Source organism: Mycobacterium sp. NGS66 (genome assembly GCF_059812225.1).
In genome coordinates this window covers 187686-207057 of sequence record NZ_JCALCG010000008.1, presented here as the reverse complement: position 1 = coordinate 207057, position 19372 = coordinate 187686, and the positions used below count along the sequence as shown (strand labels likewise).

Below are 19372 nucleotides of genomic sequence, written 5' to 3'. Positions count from 1 at the left end.
GCTTCACACCGAAAGCCCTGGCTTCACACCGAAAGCCGTGAACGCACAGCGGACGGTCAGCTCCCGCGCCGCTTGTCGCGCTGCTGTGTGGCGTCGGGGTCCACGCGGATTTCTTGGGTGGGCGACTCGCTGCCGCGGGTATCGATAGCCTCGGTCCGCGCCTCATGCGTCGGCAGTACCTCGGTACGTCCCTCATACGTCGGACGCTCCTGAGTACGTCCCTCGTGCGTGGGAAGCGCCTCGGTTGGTGCGTCACGCTCAGCGGTGGCCACTGCGGCGGTCCGTGCCTCGGTCTGAGCTTCGCTGCGCTGAACGGGAATCTCGCCCGTCGGCGACTCGTCGGCGCGAACCGCGGAGAACACGTCGCCATCGGACGGCCGACCGCGCGATCCGTCATGGTGCGGCGCCGGCGGAGCCTTCCGGTCGATCAGCCAGCGGCCGACCGCCACGCCGATGATCGCGGGCACGAAAATGATCAACGCGGTGAAAGCGGCGAATGTCGTCAGCTCGGGGATCGGCCCACCGGTCTGCAGGTCTTTGTAGAAAAGCGAAATGATCCAGGACACCGCGCCGCTGATGATGCCGGCTGCGAGTCCGGTCAGCAGCCAGAGCATGGCCAGGTCTTCCCGGCGGTCCGGGTCGGGGTTGGCCCGGGCGTCGGCGCGGCCGTCGAGCACCCCCCAAGTGGACGCGCCGATGATGTACAACAGGACCAGCAGCGCACTGATCAATCCGGTCATCGTGGGCCAAGCGTTGATCACCGCCGCCTGAATCAAGCGGAGAACGACCATCAGCCCGGCGAACACCAGTCCGCGCACCATCCAGTTCCTCATGGGCACACAGCGTAGCGAGTACCGTCAAGGGTCGTGACACATTCTCAGCGTCGACACAACCTCAGAGCCCAAATCGTTGCCAAAGAGCTGGACGCGATGCTGGTCACAGACTTGGTCAACGTCCGCTACCTATCCGGGTTCACCGGGTCCAACGGCGCGTTGCTGGTGTTCGCCGACGATCGGCAGCCGGTGCTGGCCACCGACAGCCGGTACCGCACGCAGGCCGCCGAGCAGGCGTCCGGGGTGGAAATCGTCATCGAACGGGCGTGCGGACGTCATCTGGCCCGTCGCGCCGCCGACGAGGGAGTGCGCAGGCTCGGCTTCGAGAGCCACGTGATGACCGTCGACGGTCTGGACGCGCTGACCAAGGAGCTGGACGGCGCGGGCGTCGAGCTGGTGCGCGCCGCGGGAACCGTGGAGGCGCTGCGCGAGATCAAAGACGCCGGTGAGCTGGCACTGCTACGGCTGGCCTGTGAGGCCGCCGACGCCGCCCTCACCGACCTGGTGCAGCGCGGCGGTCTGCGGCCGGGCCGGACCGAGCGCGAGGTGAGCCGGGAGTTGGAAGCGCTGATGCTCGACCACGGTGCCGACGCGGTGTCGTTCGAGACGATCGTGGCCACCGGACCCAATTCGGCGATCCCGCACCACCGGCCCACCGACCGAAAGCTGTCCACCGGCGACTTCGTCAAGATCGATTTCGGCGCGCTGGTCGCCGGCTACCACTCCGACATGACGCGCACGTTTGTGCTGGGTTCGGCCGCGAACTGGCAGCGCGAGATCTATCAGCTGGTCGCCGATGCGCAAAAGGCGGGACGGGAGGCCCTACGGCCGGGTGCCGACCTACGCGAGGTCGACAAGGCGGCGCGCCAGGTGATCGTCGACGCCGGGTACGGCGAGCATTTCGGCCATGGTCTGGGACACGGCGTGGGGCTGGAGATTCACGAAGCGCCGGGAATCGGGGCGACGTCCGCCGGCACACTTCTTGCGGGCTCCGTCGTCACCGTGGAGCCCGGCGTCTACCTACCCGGCCGTGGCGGGGTGCGCATCGAGGACACCCTGGTAGTGGCCGGCGGGACGCCAAAAGACTCCGAAAACAACGGGCGGGCCCCGGAATTGTTGACCCGGTTCCCGAAGGAACTGTCCATTCTGACTTAGCTATCGGTCCAGGCTGACCTGCTAGAACGAATCCATATTCTGCAGTAATAAACGTTCAGAACATTAACTAGCCGTTGCGCCGCGCAGCAGCGGATTATGAGGTGCCCCGGATTACCCGGCCGTTGGCCAGCCGAAGGGTCGGCATGCTGCGTGGTTGTTGGGAGAACTCGCCGGTCGCCCGAAAGATGACCCGTCGCGCTACCTCGACCGCGTGGTCGGCAAAGCGCTCATAGAACCGGCCCAGCAGCGCCACGTCTACGGCGGCCATCACGCCATGCGTCCATTCGTGATCCATCAGCACGGTGAACAAATGCCGGTGCAGCTCATCCATGGCGTCGTCTTCTTCGCGGATCCGGGCCGCCTTCCTCGGGTCGCAGGTCAGCAGCACCTCCTGGGCTCTGTTGCCCAATTCAACTGCGACTCTGCCCATTTCGGCGAAATATCCAGTGACCTCGTCCGGAAGGGTGCGTTGCGGATGGCGACGGCGGGCGGTCCTGGCAACATGCATCGCAAGGCTGCCCATCCGGTCGATATCCGCCACCATCTGGATGGCACTCACCGTGGCGCGCAGGTCGCCGCCGACCGGCTTTTGCAACGCCAACAGACCGAAGGAGCTTTCCTCGACGAGCACACCCAGCCTGGCGATCTGGTCGTGATCGGTGAACACTGCCTCGGCCAGAACCAGATCAGCCTGCAGCAGGGACTGCGTTGCGCGTTCCATGGCAACCCCGGCCAGGCCGCACATCTCACCCAAGTGCGCGGATAACTCGGAAAGTTGCTCTTGGTAAGCAGTTCGCATGCCGCGTAGCCTACGTTCCTAAACCATAGAAATAGATGACCTGTCAAATGAACGTTGCATGACAATATCGTGTATTCGGAAATGCGCGCGGCGACGGTAAAAGCGTCCTGAACCAAGCAATCGAATTGTTCACTTGACAGTCATTTCTCGTTGTTTTTAGCCTGTGATCGGCATCACGGAGCAACAACCGGGCAATACCTCCCCCAGGTATTGCGCACGGCGGGCGGCCATGGTGTCGAAACACGGCAGAACCAGGCGCGGACGCCAACGAGGGGGTTTCGCATGGCTAATCGTCCGCAGTGGGGACTCGTAGCGTCGCCACGTGGAATCGCGCTTGACGACGGCCACGCGACGGCGCGGCCGATCGCCAGCCAAAGCAGCCCCTCGCGGTCGAAGCCCCCGTACGGTTGCCGCGTCCGCCCAGAAGCTGAGGTCGTGGCGACGCCGGCAGCTCCCGCCGAGGTGGCCCAGGCCCGGCTATTCGAGATCATTCTGCAAGCTGAGCTGCACCGCCTGCAGGACGATCTGGTCGAGCAGCTTGCGCCGTCGCGGGAGACGAAACGCGGCAGTGACGAGCAGCTTGCGGACGAAGAACTTGCGCAGCGGAAAGCAGATATCGAGGAGGTCAATCAACTCCTCGAAGCGCTGCGGCATCGCTTCCTGCAGACCGAAACCGCTGGTGCGTCCGCATAGCCGGGAGTCTCCGCGGCGCACGACGTCGGCTTACCGATGGCAGTGACTTCGGCCATATGTCCCCTACCTCGGCGCAGGTAAGGTGTAGCGGATGCCCGCCCTCCCGGCACCGCCGGAGATACAGGTCGACTCAGCTCGGGTTATTCGCGGCCACCAGGTCTGGCAGGTCGGGCGATAGCAAAGAATCAACCAGGTTGGACCCAACGTCGGGCGCTAGCCTGTTCCCGAGATCACTAACCATCCTGTAGGAGATTGACCGATCGTGGCGACCACTGCTGACTTCAAGAACGGACTTGTCCTGGTAATCGACGGGCAGCTGTGGACCATCACCGAGTTCCAGCACGTCAAGCCCGGCAAGGGTCCGGCCTTTGTGCGCACCAAGCTCAAGAACGTGCTCTCGGGCAAGGTCGTCGACAAGACCTACAACGCCGGAGTGAAAGTGGACACCGCCACCGTCGACCGGCGCGACACCACCTACCTGTACCGCGACGGCTCCGACTTCGTGTTCATGGACAGCGAGGACTATGAGCAGCACGCCCTGCCCGAGTCCTTGGTCGGCGACGCCGCGCGGTTCCTGCTGGAGGGCTTGCCGGTGCAGGTGGCCTTCCACAACGGGTCGCCGCTCTACATCGAGCTGCCGGTGACCGTCGAGCTCGAGGTCACCCACACCGAGCCTGGCCTGCAGGGCGATCGGTCCAGCGCCGGCACCAAACCGGCCACCTTGGAGACCGGCGCGCAGATCCAGGTGCCGCTGTTCATCAACACCGGCGACAAGCTCAAGGTGGATTCCCGCGACGGCAGCTACCTGGGCCGGGTCAACGCCTGAGCCATGCCGGATGCAAAACCAAAGCCAGAGAAACCGGCCAGACCCGTTAAGGGCCGTCACCAGGCCCGCAAGCGGGCGGTCGACCTGCTGTTCGAAGCCGAGGCACGGGCTCTGAGCCCAGCCGAGGTGGTCGACGTCCGCACCGCACTGGCCGAGGCCAAGCCCGAGGTGGCGCCGCTGCACCCGTACACCGTCGCGGTGGCCCGCGGCGTCGGCGAGCACCTTGCCCACATCGACGACCTGATCACCGCGCATCTGCAGGGCTGGACGCTGGACCGGCTGCCTGCGGTGGATCGCGCCATCCTGCGGGTGGCGGTGTGGGAGCTGCTGCATGCCGACGACGTGCCCGAGCCGGTGGCCGTCGACGAGGCGGTCGAGCTGGCCAAGGAGCTGTCCACCGACGACTCGCCGGGCTTCGTCAACGGCGTCCTGGGCCAGGTCATGCTGGTGACGCCGCAGATCCGGGCGGCCGCCGCGGCGGTCCGGGCGGCTGCGCTGGGAACGGAGAACCCGAGCTCATGAACCGGCTGGAGCTGCGTGTCGTCGCCGCCGGTTTCCTGGCGGCGACGGTGGTATTGGGCGCCGTGGTATGCGCCGCGTTCGGGCAGGCCGTCGTGGCGTCGGTGCTGTCTATTTACGCGCTCGGGGTCGGCGCTTGGTTGTATCACTCGATCGAGCGACTGCTGGTGGCGCGCCGGATCAGCACGGTTCGCCAGGCCGCCAAGCCACTGCAGCCGCTGCTGCCGGTGATGGCCGCCATCATGGGCTTGTCCCAGGCGGTGGTGCGGTCGCTGAGCGACGTCACCGAATTGCCGGCCCGTGGCCTGGAGCTGCCGATGCTGCGGTGGTTGGAAAACCCGTGGGGCAGTCGTCGCAATCAGCGGATCATCGAGAGCGACGAAAGCGACGACGAGCCCGATCGCTGACCGCAGGAGTGGTGCTTGATCACTTTCGACCGCTTGATCAACGTGCTGGGTGGTTACGGCGTCCGGTTGCGCTGGTCGTCGGTGCCCAGATCGACCGAGTTGCGCAGCGTGGTGATCCACGAACCAGACCAGCAGCGCGCGGCGACGGGTGACGTGTTGCTGGCCGTCGGTGCCGGATCCCTGCACGAAGCGGCGCAGTGGGCGGCGGCGGCCCGCGCCGTAGTGGTGTTGACGCGTGACGCTGACGCCGAGCCGTTCGAGCAGGGCGCGGACGGCGCCGTGATGACGCTCGACGCGTCGGTGTCGTGGAGCGAGATCGCCGCGGTCATCTACGGGCTGGTGCTGGAGGGACGCGAAACCGAATCCGGCCGTGGCCCAACGGATTTGTTCGCTCTGGCGGACAGCCTCGCCGAGTCGACCGGCGGGGCGGTGACGATCGAAGACCAGCTGTCGCGGGTGCTGGCCTATTCGCGGCTGCAGCAACACGCCGATCCGGCGCGGGTGGCGACCATTCTGGGCCGCCAAACGCCCGAGGAACTGCGGGAGCTGTTCGAGTCGCGCGGGGTTTTCGCGCACTTGGCTGCGTCGGACGACCCGTTGTTCGTCGCTGCCGACGAGGGACACGGCCTGACCGGTCGCATGGTCGTCGCGGTGCGTACGGGACGAGAGGTGATCGGCTCGGTGTGGGTGGCCTGCGAGGCGCCGTTGCATGGCGCCGAGCGCGATGCGCTGACGGCGGGTGCGCACACGGTGGCACTCCATCTGCTCCGGTCCCGCGCCAGCGCGGACCTGGAACGCCAGGTGGAATCCGAGCTGGTGATTCAGCTGCTCGAGGGCACCCTCGATGCCGCCACAGTGGCCAGCAGGCTGGGCCTGCCGCGGGCAGCGCTGCGCGTGATCGCGCTGCAGGCATCCATCGGTGACGAACGCGATGCCGCCCTGTTGTTGGTCTTCGACCGGGCAACGACCGGATTCGGCTGGTCACGGGCGGGTCGCAGCGCCCTGGCGGGCAACACCGTCTACACCCTGCTGCCCAGCGCGGAACCGGCCACGGCACGACGCTGGGTGAGCGGTCTGCGCGCCGCTCTGCCCGCGCAAGTCAGGGTGGTGGTGGGGATCAGTGCCGCGGCCGAGTTGGCCGACCTCCCGACGGCGCGGCAGGAAGCCGACGAGTGCTTGGCACTCGGTGATGCATCGCCGAGCACCACACCCGCCTACGACGAGTCGTGGGATGCCATCTTGCTGCAGCGGTTGCGCCGGGCGGCGCGATCCGGGCGGACTCCGGACCGCGGACCGGTCGCCGAGCTGCGCCGTCACGACCGCGACAACGCGACAGAGTATGTCGCCACGCTGCGGGCCTGGCTGGAGGAGCAGGGCGACCCGGCGCGGGCCGGCGAGCGATTGGGCGTGCACGAGAACACCGTGCGGTATCGGTTGCGCAAGATGGCTGAGATCACCAACCTGCCGCTGGAAGACCCGAAAAAGCGGCTGGCCATGACGATCGAGCTGGCGGCCACCGACCTCGAGTGATGCCGCGCGCTGTTCGGGTGGGACAACGCAGAGCTCTGGATTTGTATCGCTGGGGCAACGCCGGCCGGCGTCGTCGCCGTCATGGTGGTGGGAAAGCCCCCGGACAGGAATATCCGATGAGCACCTCACCGCCCGATCACCGACCGCTTGCCGGGCGCGTGCGCCTGCCACGAACGATGTCGCTGGGACTCTTCAGCGATAACCCGCTGACCCGCGTCAGCGACCGGTTGCAAGCGCTGCTCTTGGCGTTCGCGGTTGCGGTGTCGCTCATCGCCGTGCCTGTCGCTGTCGCTGTGGGCACCGCGGTACACGAGTCGCGCAGCAGGGTCTACGCCGAACAGGCCGAAAAATACCGCACGGTCATCGCGACGGTCGTCGGCCAAGGGAATCCGCGCCAAAATATCGAGCGTCCGACCATCACGGTGCCCGCCCGATGGGTTGTCTCAGGGACGGAACACCGCGGCGACGTCGTCGCGCCGCGCACGGCCAAGGTGGGCGACACGGTCGAGGTCTGGCTGAACGACGAGGGGTTGCCGGTAGCCAAGCCGAGTACCACTGCCGTTGACGAGGCGGTGGCGTCCGCGTTGGCGCTCTGGCTTGGTGCGAGCTTGTCCGCGGTTGCGGTGTACGTGCTCGGGCGGATGGCTCTGGACCGGGGCCGCCAGGCGGCATGGCAACGGGACGTCGACGCTCTGCTCGGGCACCGGTAATCACCAGCATTGTCGGGTCCGGACAACCGCCCGCCGCCGGGTTGTCCCGCTGCCGCAAGCGTCGCCGCATCTACCCGCACCACGATGGAGTCAACCGCGGATTTTCCACCCGCCTGAACCTTCCCCCCGAGGGTGCCGAGTCGTCAGGGGCGGCTGCTCAGCCCAGGCCCGCCCCTGGCGACAACCCTCTGCACCGAAAGGAAACACCGAAAGTGATTGAGCGACCACGCATTAATAAGTCCCTACCCGATGGCCACAACACAGTAGACCGCCAAGGCATGCCGGTCGCGAAAGCCGGCATGGTGCTCACCATCCGCTACGAGACCGGCGAGACGGAGACTTTTCTGCTGGGCCGACGCGCCGGGCGAGGCGCCGGAGTCAAGGTGTATTCGACGCTGTCGCCGCTGGGCCATGCGATCGCCGGAGCGACGGTAGGTGAGCAGCGCAGTTATTCGATGCCGCAGGGACCCGAGCACCGGGTGACGCTGCTCGAGGCGGTGCCCTACCAATCGCGAGTCACGGCATGATCGACCCCAAAGACGCAGCAGCACAGCCGGTTACGGCGCGCGCGGCAATTCGTGCGGAGGCGACCGCATGATGTTCGACCTGATCGACCCCGTGTCGATGCTGTTTTTGTTGCTGGCTGTGCTGGGCCTTGCGGCGGCCGTCGTGTACGGAAAGGATGGTCGCTGAGGACCGCGAAGTCGTAACCTCGGGGCATGTGCAGCCACCGGTGCCCACGCGGCGGAAGTTCCACGACGGGATCCGGGGATGGCGGTTTTGGCCACTATTTGAGTGTCGCGCGCCATAATTGTGATCTGCACTGGCTGGGACCGTTGGGGGCAGCCCGCACCAGAAGACAGGTGACGATATGACTCGAGACAGTGCGCCGCAGCGACGACTTCGGGTGTTGGCCCTGGCAGCGGTGGCCAACCCGTCGTACACGCGGATCGACACCTGGAACCAGCTGGACGACGCCTGCCGGCACTTGGCCGAGGTCGACCTCGCCGGACTGGACATCACCCACGACGTGGCCAAGGTGAAGCGCCTGATGGACCGCATCGGCGCCTACGAACGGTACTGGCTGTATCCGGGTGCGGAGAACCTGGCGACCTTCCGGGAGCACCTGGCGAGTCTTTCCACGGTTCGACTCACCCAGGAAGTATCGCTGGCCGTGCGCTTGCTGTCCGAATATGGCGATCGCACAGCGCTTTTCGACACCTCCGCGCCGCTGGCCGAGCAAGAGCTGGTGGCCAAGGCCAAACAACAGCAGTTCTACACCGTCTTGCTGGCCGATGACGCGCCGCCCACGGCACCGGAGAGTCTCGTTGAGTGCCTGCGCATGCTGCGCAACCCGTCCGACGATATCCAGTTCGAGATCCTGGTGGCCCCCAGTGTCGAGGACGCCATCACCGCGGTGGCGCTGAACGGCGAAATACAGGCCGCGATCATCCGCCATGACCTGCCGCTGCGTTCGCGCGACCGGGTGCCGCTGATGAACACCTTGCTTGGCGCCAACGACGACGTGCCGGTGTCTGATCGGGCGCACGACTGGGTCGAGTGCGGCGAGTGGATCAGAGAGCTGCGGCCCCACATCGACCTGTATCTGCTCACCGACGAGTCGATCGCGGCGGGATCCGACGACGACCCGGACGTCTACGACCGCACCTTCTATCGGCTCAACGACGTCACCGACCTGCACAGCACCGTGATCGCGGGCTTGCGAAACCGTTTCTCCACACCGTTTTTCGATGCGTTGCGGGCCTACGCGGCGGCTCCGGTGGGCCAGTTCCACGCGCTTCCCGTCGCGCGCGGCGCCAGCATCTTCAACTCCAAGTCGCTGGAAGACATGGGGGAGTTCTACGGCCGCAACATCTTCATGGCCGAGACCTCGACCACCTCCGGTGGGCTGGACTCGCTGCTGGACCCGCACGGCAACATCAAGAAGGCTATGGACAAGGCCGCGGTCACCTGGAACGCGAACCATACCTACTTCGTCACCAATGGGACGTCCACCGCGAACAAGATCGTCGTGCAGTCGCTGACCCGGCCGGGCGACATTGTGCTCATCGACCGCAACTGTCACAAGTCACATCACTATGGTCTGGTGCTGGCCGGCGCCTATCCGCTCTACCTGGAGTCCTATGCGCTGCCGCAGTTCGCCATCTACGGTGCGGTACCGCTGCGCACCATCAAGCAGGAGCTGCTGGACCTCGAGGCGGCCGGGCAACTGGACAAGGTGCGCATGCTGTTGCTCACCAACTGCATCTTCGACGGCGTCGTCTACAACCCTCGTCGGGTGATGGAGGAGGTGCTGGCGATCAAGCCGGACATCTGCTTCCTGTGGGACGAAGCGTGGTATGCGTTTGCCACCGCCGTGCCGTGGGCCCGGCAGCGCACCGCGATGGTGGCCGCTGAACGTCTCGAACAGATGTTGTCGTCTCGGGAGTACGCCGAGGAGTACCGGCAATGGCGAGCGTCCATGGCGGGCATCCCCCGGTCGGAGTGGGCGGAGCACCGGCTGCTGCCCGACCCGGCAACCGCGCGGGTGCGGGTCTACGCGACGCACTCGACGCACAAGTCGCTGTCGGCGTTCCGGCAGGCGTCGATGATCCACGTGCGCGACCAGGATTTCAACGCGCGGGCCCGCGACGCGTTCGGTGAGGCGTTCTTGACGCACACGTCGACCTCACCGAACCAGCAGCTGCTCGCGTCGCTCGACCTGGCGCGCCGTCAGGTCGACATCGAGGGATTCCAACTCGTCCGGCAGACCTACGACATGGCGTTGGTGTTCCGTCACCGGGTGCGCAAGGACCGGTTGATCAGCAAGTGGTTCCGCATCCTCGACGAGTCCGACCTGGTGCCGGAGGAGTTCCGGGCCTCCCACGTCAGCTCGTACCGCGAAGTCCGACAGGGTGCCCTGGACGAGTGGAACGAGGCGTGGCGCTCCGACCAGTTCGTGCTGGACCCGACGCGGGTCACGCTGTTTCTCGGCAATACCGGGATGAACGGCTACGACTTTCGCGAGAAGATCCTGATGGAACGGTTCGGCATCCAGATCAACAAGACGTCGATCAACAGCGTGCTGTTGATCTTCACCATCGGTGTCACCTGGTCGAGCGTGCACCATCTGCTCGACGTGCTGCGCCGGGTGGCGTCCGACTTCGACCGGGCCAAAGAGGCGGCCAGCGCGGCCGACTGGGCCCTACACCAACGCCGCGTCGAGGAGATCACGCAGGATCTGCCGCACTTGCCGGACTTCAGCGAGTTCCACGGTGCGTTCCGGCCCAACGACGCGTGCAGGTTCGGCGACACCCGCTCGGCTTTCTATGCCGGTTACGAAGAGTCGGACCGCGAGTACGTGCTGATCGGTGCGGCCGGACGGCGCCTTGCCGAGGGAAAGACGCTGGTGTCGACGACGTTCGTGGTGCCCTACCCGCCGGGCTTCCCGGTCCTGGTTCCGGGGCAGGTGGTCTCCAAGGAGATCATCTGGTTCCTCGCCCAACTCGACGTCAAGGAGATCCACGGATACAACCACGAACTCGGGTTGTCGGTGTTCACCCAGACCGCGCTGAAACGCCTTGAGGCGCAACGGAATGCGGCTATGGCTGCGGTGGGCGACGCGGCGTCGGCGTTCGAGATCCCGGCTGATGCCTCGGGGCTCAACGGCGAGGGCGCGGTGGCGCGAGCAGACGCAAAATCCCCCTAATCTGGCACGAAGTGGGGGAGTTTGCGTCTGCTCGGCGCTGCGCTGTCAGCGGACGACAGTAGTGTCGGGGCCGTGCTGCAGACGGTCGCCATCCGCGGATACCGCTCGCTGCGCGAGGTGATATTGCCGCTGGGCCGGCTGACCGTTGTCACGGGTCCCAACGGCTCGGGCAAGTCGTCGCTGTACCGCGCCTTGCGGCTACTGGCCGACTGCGGACGCGGCGAGGTGATCGGTTCGCTGGCCCGCGAGGGCGGACTGGAGTCGGTGCTGTGGGCTGGCCCGGAGCAAACCGGCGGAGCACGACGAACCGGAAAAGCCGAAGGCACCACACGCACTCGTCCCCTCTCCCTCGAATTGGGCTTTGCCGCAGACGACTTCGGCTATCTCGTCGACCTCGGCATTCCGCAGTCCGCGGGGCCTGGCTCGGCCTTTGGCCGCGACCCGGAGATCAAACGCGAAATGGTGTTCGCCGGCCCGGTGCTGCGGCCCGCGTCGACGCTGGTGCGGCGGGTACGGGATTTCGCCGAGGTCAGTGCTGCCGACGGATTCGAAGAGCTGACCCGCGCATTGCCGACATACCGCAGCGTGCTGGCCGAGTATGCCCACCCGCATGCGGTTCCCGAGCTGGCGGCGGTACGGGAGCGGCTGCGCGGCTGGCGGTTCTACGACGGATTCCGGGTCGACGCGGGGGCGCCCGCGCGACATCCGCAGGTCGGTACCCGTACCCCGGTGCTTTGCGACGACGGCAGTGATCTTGCGGCCGCCATCCAGACCATCATCGAAGCGGGCCTCGGCGACCTGGACCGCGTCGTGGCCGATGCCTTCGACGGCGCCACCATCTCGGTGGCCGTCCACGACGGGCTGTTCGACCTTCAGCTGCGGCAGCGCGGCATGCTGCGTCCGTTGCGGGCGGCCGAATTGTCGGACGGTACTTTGCGGTTTCTGCTGTGGGCCGCCGCGCTGTTGAGCCCGCAGGCGCCGTCGCTCATGGTGCTCAACGAACCGGAAACATCACTGCATCCGAGCCTGGTGGGACCGCTCGCGTCGTTGATCCGCACCGCCGCGTCGGGAACCCAGGTCGTGGTGGTCACTCACTCGCGCTTGCTGCTGGACTGCCTGGACACCGTCGCGACCGGCAACGACGCCGTCGAGATAGAGCTGTTCAAGGACTGGGGCGAGACACGGGTCAAGGGCCAGGGTCTGCTGACGACACCGCAATGGCACTGGGGCAAACGGTGAATGCCGGTTGCGCTCACCGCGATCGAAACCTCTTCGGCTCGTCGCAGGTGGCGCAATAGCCCACTAACCCGCTGTTTTGACTGGTCGCGGCGGAATTGCCACCGGCGCAATAGGTAGAGCGACCGAGACGGGCGGTCATCGGCCACCCGAAACATGCCGCTGACCTGCACTAGCGTGACGGCGTGGCAACAGCTGAGTCGTCAGCGCCGATCAACCGGCCCCGGGCCGACCGCGCCCGCCAGACCGCCGATGTGCTGCGCCAGCAAATCCATGCGGGCGCCTTCGCCGAGGGGCTTCCCGCCGAAAGCGAACTGGCGGCAGAATTCTTCGTCTCGCGCAACACCATTCGCGAAGCGCTGACCCTCCTGAAGAACGAAGGCCTGATCGAGCGCGGACCCAAAGTCGGCACCCACGTCGCACAGCGCAAATTCCAGCACGGCCTCGATGCACTGCTCGGTCTGAAGGAAACCTTCAAGGATCTGGGCGAGGTCCGCAACGAGGTGCGCGCCGCCATGCCGGTGACCGCGCCGCCCGCGGTGGCCGCCCGGCTGCAGCTGAAACGCGGCGAGCCAGCCGTCTTCATCGAGAGGCTGCGTTTTCTCGGCGACCTACCGCTCAGCCTGGACCTGACCTACCTCACCCCGGTCATCGGAACCCAAATCCTGGACTTCCCGCTGGAAAGTAACGACCTGTTCGCGCTCATCGAGCGCGTCAGCGGACACCGGTTGGGTTCAGCGTCGCTGGCCCTGGAAGCCATTCCCGCCGACGCGCACTCGGCGGCCACACTGCAGGTGCCCGACGGGGCGGCGCTGCTCATGCTGGAACGGCTCACCAGCCTCGACGACGGCACACCCGTCGACCTCGAGTACATCCGGATGCGGGGCGATCGAATCACCATGCGCGGCAGCTTGATTAGGAGCAACTCATGACGCTGGTAAACAACCGGGCCGACGTGCCGGTCACCATCGACGAGTCGTTGTGCATCGACGGCTGCACCCTGTGCGTCGAAGTTTGTCCACTCGATGCCCTTGCCATCAACCCGGAAACCGGCAAGGCGTACATGCACGTCGACGAATGCTGGTACTGCGGCCCGTGCGCGGCCCGCTGCCCGACCGGCGCCGTCACGGTGAACATGCCCTACCTCCTACGCTGAACTACCCTCCGGCCCAGGACATTCCATGAAACGACGCATAGCGCGGCTGTTGTCCGTCGGATGCGCGGTCGCCGTGATCGCTTCCGGCTGCTCGCTGGAATCTCTGGCGCAGTCCTCCGGTGTGGTCAATGTCGTCGTCGGCTATCAGTCCAAAACCATCAACACGGTGACCGCGGGTACCTTACTGCGCGCACAGGGTTATCTGGAGCGCCGGCTGGCCGACATCACCGCGCGCACCGGCACCAAATACGCGGTCCGCTGGCAGGATTACGACACCGGCGCCCCGATCACCGCGCAGATGCTGGCCGAGAAGATCGACATCGGCTCGATGGGGGATTACCCCATGCTGATCAACGGCTCCAAAACGCAGGCCAACCCGCGAGCTCGCACCGAAATGGTGTCGGTCACCGGCTACAACCCCAAAGGCGCACTGAACATGGTTGTGGTCACGCCGAATTCGTCGGCAACCGTCTTGACCGACCTGGCCGGCAAGAAGGTGTCGGCCAGCGTCGGCTCCGCGGGCCACGGCACGCTGGTGCGTGCCCTGGATCGGGCGGGCATCGATCCCGCTGGTGTCGAGGTGCTCAACCAGCAGCCCCAGATCGGTGCTTCTGCGCTGGAATCCGGCCAGGTGCAAGGACTTTCGCAGTTCGTCGCGTGGCCCGGCCTGTTGGTTTTCCAGGGCAAGGCCAAACTGCTGTACGACGGGGCCGAGCTGAACCTGCCCACCCTGCACGGCGTGGTGGTACGGCGCGCATATGCGGCCAAACACCCCGAAGTGCTGGCGGCCTTCCTGCAGGCCCAACTCGACGCCACCGACTTCCTGAACGACAAACCACTCGAGGCAGCCCGTATCGTCGCGCAAGCAAGCGGGTTGCCGCAGGAGGTGGTGTACCTCTACAACGGCCCGGGCGGTACCTCGTTCGACACCACGCTCAAGCCGGCACTGGTAGCGGCGCTGAAAAGCGATGTGCCCTACCTGAAGTCGATCGGACAGTTCGCCGACCTGGACGTAGCCCGGTTCGTCCAGGACGAACCGCTGCGCGCCGTGTTCAGTGCCCGCGGCCGCGACTACAACACGGCCCGAGCCGCCACCGCCAACCCGTCGCTGCTGCGTGGCGACGCCGCCCAGGCCAGCGAACTGTGGCTGGACGGATCCGACGTAACCCAGACGCTCGCCACACCCACCGCACTGCTGCAGGCGATCCGGGACACCACCGCCCGTGGTGCCCGGATTCGCGCGGCCTATGTTCCCGACACCGAGTTGGGCACCCGGTGGTTCGCCGACAAAGCGGTGTGGGTGCGTGACGGCCAGACCTATCACCCGTTCGGCACACCGGCCGGCGCGCGCCGGTACATCACCGCACATCCAGGCAACGTCGCCGTGGATTACCAACAGGCACTGGGAGGTTCGCTATGACAGCCCAAGTAGTGGCGGGCCAGCTCCTCGACGCGGTCTCGGCACCCGCGCTGGACCCGCCGCGCCGACCGGCTTCGCCGTGGCGCTCCAGGCTGCTGCGGCTGGCATCGGTGGCCGCCGCGATCGGGCTGTGGCAGTTGCTCACCGCCGGCAAGGTGCGGTGGTGGCTGCGATTCGACACGCTGCCGACGGTGACCGAGATCGTGCATGCCCTGACCCAGCGGCTGGGCAGGTTCGACTACTGGCTGGATTTGGCGCAGTCATTGCTGCGCATCCTCACCGGCTTCGGACTGGCCGCCGTCATCGGCGTCGCGACGGGCGTGCTGCTCGGCCGGTCCCGGCTGTTCGCCGACCTGTTCGGTCCGCTGGCCGAATTGGCCCGGCCTGTCCCGGCCATCGCCATGGTGCCGGTGGCGATCCTGCTGTTCCCCACCGACGAGGCCGGCATCGTGTTCATCACCTTCCTGGCGGCCTATTTCCCGATCATGGTCAGCACCCGGCATGCGGTGCGGGCACTGCCCACGTTGTGGGAGGACTCCGTGCGCACATTGGGCGGCGGCCGGTGGGCGGTTTTGAGCCAGGTGGTGCTGCCGGGCATCCTGCCCGGGGTGTTCGGCGGACTGTCGGTCGGCATGGGCGTGGCGTGGATCTGCGTGATCTCCGCGGAAATGATCTCGGGCCGCCTGGGTGTGGGTTACCGCACCTGGCAGGACTACACCGTGCTGGCCTATCCGCAGGTGTTCGTCGGGATTCTCACCATCGGCGTGCTGGGATTCGCGACGTCGGCGGCGGTCGAACTGGTGGGCCGCCGCGTCACCCGCTGGCTGCCGCGCGCGCAGGAGAACCTGCGATGACCGCCGCAAGCAAGGGAATGAGCCTGGCGCTGGATCGGGTTCGGTTGTCCTACACCGGCATTGCGGTGATCGACGGGCTGAGCCTGACGGTGCGCCCGGAGGAGATTCTGGTGCTGACCGGACCGTCGGGCTGCGGCAAGTCGACGGTGCTGCGCGCCCTGGCGGGTCTGCTGCCGCCCGACGGCGGCCGGGTGCTGGCCGACGGCGTCGAAGTCACCGCGACGTCGGGGGACCGGGGGATGGTGTTTCAGGACAACGCGCTGCTGCCGTGGCGCAGCGTGCGGTCCAACATCGAACTGGCGCTGCGGTTGCGCGGTGAACCGCGCGGCACCCGGCGCGCGCAGGCCGAGCGCTGGATAGCCGAAGTCGGGTTGGCCGGCTTCGGCGACTACCTGCCCAAGAGCCTGTCCGGCGGCATGCGCCAGCGCGTCCAGCTGGCCCGGGGACTGGCCGGGGCGCCGCGCGCGGTGATGATGGACGAGCCGTTCGGTGCCCTGGACACCCAAACCCGGGCCGCCATGCAGCGGCTGCTGATCGACACCTGGCGGGCGCATCCGACGACGATCGTGTTCGTCACCCATGACGTCGACGAGGCTCTGCTGCTCGGTGACCGCATCGCGGTGCTGGGCCGCGCCGGTCAGCCGCTGCGCGCGCTGCTCGACGTCCCCGAGCCGCGGCGAGCTCAGCCGCGGCCCGAGTTGCGCGCAGAAATCATTGCCGCACTGGATCATTCGGAGGCAGCGTGATGCAGATACCGGATCGGGTGCCGCTCCGCCTGGACTGCGACGTGCTGGTCATCGGCGGCGGTACCGCGGGCACATTGGCGGCCCTGTCCGCCGCCGAGCACGGCGCGCAGGTATTGCTCCTGGAGAAGGCCCATGTGCGGCACTCCGGGGCGCTGGCGATGGGAATGGACGGGGTCAACAACGCCGTCATCCCCGGCAAGGCCGAACCGGAAGACTACGTCGCCGAAATCACCCGCGCCAACGACGGAATCGTCAACCAGCGCACCGTCTATCAGACCGCCACCCGCGGATTCGCAATGGTGCAGCGGCTGGAGCGCTACGGGGTGAAGTTCGAGAAGGACGAACACGGCGAGTACGCGGTGCGCAGGGTGCACCGGTCGGGCTCGTATGTGCTGCCCATGCCGGAAGGCAAGGACGTCAAGAAGGCGCTGTACCGGGTGCTGCGGCAACGATCGATGCGGGAGAAGATCCGCATCGAGAACCGGCTGATGCCGGTGCGGGTATTGACCGATGCGGGCCGGGCCGTCGGCGCCGCGGCATTGCACACGCGCACCGGGGAATTCGTCGCCGTCGGCGCCAAGGCGGTAATCCTGGCCACCGGGGCCTGCGGGCGTCTCGGCTTGCCGGCCTCGGGGTACTTGTACGGCACCTACGAGAACCCGACCAACGCCGGCGACGGCTACTCGATGGCCTACCACGCCGGCGCGGAGCTCTCCGGCATCGAATGCTTTCAGGTCAATCCGCTGATCAAGGACTACAACGGCCCGGCATGCGCCTACGTCGCCAACCCGTTCGGCGGCTACCAGGTCAACGCGAACGGCGAGCGATTCGTCGACTCCGACTACTGGTCGGGGCAGATGATGGCCGAAGTCAAGAACGAAATCGACTCGGCCCGCGGTCCGATTTATCTGAAGGTGTCGCACCTGCCCGACGAGACGCTGACCGCGCTGGAGAACATCCTGCACACCACCGAGCGACCCACCCGCGGCACCTTCCACGCCAACCGCGGTCACGACTACCGCACCCACGACATCGAGATGCACATCTCCGAAATCGGTTTGTGCAGTGGACATTCCGCCTCAGGCGTGTGGGTTGACGAGCATGCCCGCACCACGGTGCCCGGACTCTATGCGGCCGGTGACCTGGCCTGCGTGCCGCACAACTACATGATCGGGGCGTTCGTCTTCGGCGACCTCGCCGGCACCCACGCCGCCTCGACCCTGGCTGAAGTTGCTGCCCCGCAAGGACTTCCGGAAGACCAACTGCATGAGGCGCACGAGCTGATCTACCGTCCGCTGCGGCATCCCGACGGGCCGCCGCAACCGCAGGTCGAATACAAACTGCGACGGTTTGTCAACGACTATGTGGCACCGCCGAAGAGCGCGGCCAAGCTGTCCATCGCGGTGCGGACCTTCGACCGGATGCGCGGCGAAATCTGCAGTATGGGTGCCCGCACCCCGCATGAGCTGATGCGCGCCGTCGAGGTGTCGTTCATCCGGGACTGTGCCGAGATGGCCGCCCGGTCATCACTCACCCGAACCGAATCGCGCTGGGGCCTCTACCACGACCGGGCCGACCTGCCCGGCCGCGACGACAGCCAATGGGGTTATCACCTGAACCTGCGCAAAGGCTCCGACGGCGACATGGTCTTCCTGAAACGGCCCGTGGCCCCGTATTTCGTGCCGGTGCCGGAGTTGGACGGCCTGCCGCCGGCCGACCAGACGGTGTACGAGGTGGAGCAACCGCCGCTGATCGGCGGCCAGGCCCCCGCCACAACCCGGACCCGGATCGCCTCGGCCGCAACGGCATTCCAACCGCCGTCGCCGCGCATCGCGGAGGTCCTTGCCCTCGAGGAGCCTACCGTCGCCGATCTGCTCCCATATCTGTCCGACGCCGATGCGGTGGTGCGCCGGACCGCGGTGGCCACGCTGACCGAGCACACCCCGGACGGATATGCACCCGTCCTGTTCGCAGCATTGGACGACCCCGACGCCACGGTTCGCCGCACCGCAGCCGACGGCATCCGCGAACTGGTCGAGGTACTACCGGATCCGGCCACCGCTCGCAAATGTCTGCACTCTGGCGACATGGTCGTGCGCGCGGCGGCCGTCTATGTGCTCGCCGCGCGGCGCTGCGGCGATGCCGACGAATTCCGCCGGGGTCTGCAGGATCCCGACCATCGGGTGCGTATCGAGGCGGTGCGGGCACTGGTTTCGGTCGACGACGTGGCCGGCGTGGAGTCCGCCGGCGGCGACGAGAACCGGGAGGTCCGCATTGCGGCTGCAGGCGGTCTTGCCACGCTGCGCTCCGGCGTCGAGACCGTCCGGGCGCTGGTCGCCGACCCCGACCCGCTGGTACGCGCCGCAGCGCTGGCCGCGCTGGGTGAATTAGGCTGCGGTCCAGATGATTTCGCTGTCGTAGACCGGGCGCTGCAGGCTCCGGCGTGGCAGGTGCGCGAGGGCGCGGCGCGCGCGATGGCGGGTGCTGCGCCCGACCAGGCGATACCGCGGCTGGCCCAGGCGCTCGCCGATGCCCATCTCGACGTGCGCAAGGCAGCCGTGCTCAGCCTGACGCGATGGGCCGGCGAACCCTCGGCCGTCGACGCACTGCGCATCGCCCTCAAGGACAGCGACGCCGATGTGCGGGCGTACGCCCGTCGGGCATTGGAGCGCGGCGCCGGCTAATCCGGCGCCCGACGGCGTCGAGTCTGCGCTAGCGGCGCCGAAACTGCGCCCAGGGCTGAGTTTTTCGCGGGAAGCGCGCCCTCACCGCAGGCTCG

At 66.9% G+C, this 19372-nt stretch carries 18 protein-coding genes; 16 read left to right on the top strand and 2 right to left on the bottom strand.

What is annotated here, in order from left to right; translation table 11 throughout:
* Window positions 1–56: 56 nt before the first annotated feature.
* Window positions 57–833 (bottom strand): B-4DMT family transporter, encoded by a 777-nt coding sequence (locus AC5Y2L_RS16735; protein ID WP_499936625.1) that lies wholly within the window; start codon window positions 831–833, stop codon window positions 57–59.
* A gap of 33 nt (window positions 834–866) precedes the next feature.
* Between AC5Y2L_RS16735 and AC5Y2L_RS16730 the strand changes: the two genes are divergently transcribed.
* A complete protein-coding gene (locus AC5Y2L_RS16730) occupies window positions 867–1988 on the top strand; it encodes a M24 family metallopeptidase (protein ID WP_499936627.1) in 1122 nt (373 codons plus the stop codon).
* A 94-nt stretch (window positions 1989–2082) separates the two neighbouring features.
* Here the strand turns inward: AC5Y2L_RS16730 and phoU are convergent, their stop codons facing one another.
* Window positions 2083–2787: a phosphate signaling complex protein PhoU gene (gene phoU, locus AC5Y2L_RS16725; RefSeq protein ID WP_499936629.1), complete on the bottom strand. Its 705-nt coding sequence runs from the start codon at window positions 2785–2787 to the stop codon at window positions 2083–2085.
* Window positions 2788–3222: 435 nt separating this feature from the next.
* Here phoU and AC5Y2L_RS16720 point away from each other — a divergent pair, with 435 nt between their 5' ends.
* The 15 genes from AC5Y2L_RS16720 (at window position 3223) to AC5Y2L_RS16650 (ending at window position 19277) form a co-directional block, all read left to right on the top strand.
* On the top strand, window positions 3223–3480 hold the full coding sequence (locus AC5Y2L_RS16720; RefSeq protein ID WP_499936631.1) for a hypothetical protein: 258 nt from the start codon (window positions 3223–3225) through the stop codon (window positions 3478–3480).
* A 262-nt stretch (window positions 3481–3742) separates the two neighbouring features.
* Complete coding sequence (efp, locus tag AC5Y2L_RS16715) at window positions 3743–4306, top strand: elongation factor P (RefSeq protein WP_499936633.1); 564 nt, start codon at window positions 3743–3745, stop codon at window positions 4304–4306.
* Between the two features lie 3 nt (window positions 4307–4309).
* Window positions 4310–4828, top strand: a complete 519-nt coding sequence (gene nusB, locus AC5Y2L_RS16710) for a transcription antitermination factor NusB (RefSeq protein ID WP_499936635.1) — start codon at window positions 4310–4312, stop codon at window positions 4826–4828.
* Window positions 4825–5232: an antitermination protein NusB gene (locus AC5Y2L_RS16705; protein ID WP_499936636.1), complete on the top strand. Its 408-nt coding sequence runs from the start codon at window positions 4825–4827 to the stop codon at window positions 5230–5232. Before nusB ends, AC5Y2L_RS16705 begins: the two co-directional genes overlap by 4 nt.
* Window positions 5233–5247: 15 nt before the next feature.
* Window positions 5248–6762, top strand: coding sequence for a PucR family transcriptional regulator (locus AC5Y2L_RS16700; protein WP_499936638.1), 1515 nt, complete (start codon window positions 5248–5250; stop codon window positions 6760–6762).
* 116 nt (window positions 6763–6878) lie between these two features.
* The gene (locus tag AC5Y2L_RS16695; RefSeq protein WP_499936639.1) at window positions 6879–7472 is read left to right on the top strand and encodes an Rv1733c family protein; all 594 of its coding nucleotides are present in this window, start codon (window positions 6879–6881) and stop codon (window positions 7470–7472) included.
* Between the two features lie 278 nt (window positions 7473–7750).
* Window positions 7751–7999 carry a GreA/GreB family elongation factor gene (locus AC5Y2L_RS16690; RefSeq protein ID WP_499936640.1) on the top strand — a complete coding sequence of 83 codons (249 nt, stop codon included), beginning with the start codon at window positions 7751–7753 and terminating at the stop codon, window positions 7997–7999.
* A 344-nt stretch (window positions 8000–8343) separates the two neighbouring features.
* Entirely contained in the window at window positions 8344–11181 is a 2838-nt protein-coding gene (locus AC5Y2L_RS16685) for an aminotransferase class I/II-fold pyridoxal phosphate-dependent enzyme (protein ID WP_499936642.1), read from the top strand.
* A 72-nt stretch (window positions 11182–11253) separates the two neighbouring features.
* Window positions 11254–12420 (top strand): AAA family ATPase, encoded by a 1167-nt coding sequence (locus AC5Y2L_RS16680; protein WP_499936644.1) that lies wholly within the window; start codon window positions 11254–11256, stop codon window positions 12418–12420.
* A 182-nt stretch (window positions 12421–12602) separates the two neighbouring features.
* Window positions 12603–13349, top strand: coding sequence for a GntR family transcriptional regulator (locus AC5Y2L_RS16675; protein WP_499936646.1), 747 nt, complete (start codon window positions 12603–12605; stop codon window positions 13347–13349).
* Window positions 13346–13573 carry a 4Fe-4S dicluster domain-containing protein gene (locus AC5Y2L_RS16670; RefSeq protein WP_499936647.1) on the top strand — a complete coding sequence of 76 codons (228 nt, stop codon included), beginning with the start codon at window positions 13346–13348 and terminating at the stop codon, window positions 13571–13573. Before AC5Y2L_RS16675 ends, AC5Y2L_RS16670 begins: the two co-directional genes overlap by 4 nt.
* A gap of 25 nt (window positions 13574–13598) precedes the next feature.
* Entirely contained in the window at window positions 13599–14993 is a 1395-nt protein-coding gene (locus tag AC5Y2L_RS16665) for an ABC transporter substrate-binding protein (protein WP_499936649.1), read from the top strand.
* Complete coding sequence (locus AC5Y2L_RS16660; RefSeq protein ID WP_499936650.1) at window positions 14990–15847, top strand: ABC transporter permease; 858 nt, start codon at window positions 14990–14992, stop codon at window positions 15845–15847. The genes AC5Y2L_RS16665 and AC5Y2L_RS16660 overlap by 4 nt, the downstream gene beginning before the upstream one ends.
* Window positions 15844–16593 carry an ABC transporter ATP-binding protein gene (locus tag AC5Y2L_RS16655; protein WP_499936651.1) on the top strand — a complete coding sequence of 250 codons (750 nt, stop codon included), beginning with the start codon at window positions 15844–15846 and terminating at the stop codon, window positions 16591–16593. The genes AC5Y2L_RS16660 and AC5Y2L_RS16655 overlap by 4 nt, the downstream gene beginning before the upstream one ends.
* Window positions 16593–19277 carry a fumarate reductase/succinate dehydrogenase flavoprotein subunit gene (locus tag AC5Y2L_RS16650; protein WP_499936652.1) on the top strand — a complete coding sequence of 895 codons (2685 nt, stop codon included), beginning with the start codon at window positions 16593–16595 and terminating at the stop codon, window positions 19275–19277. The genes AC5Y2L_RS16655 and AC5Y2L_RS16650 overlap by 1 nt, the downstream gene beginning before the upstream one ends.
* Window positions 19278–19372: the final 95 nt, after the last annotated feature.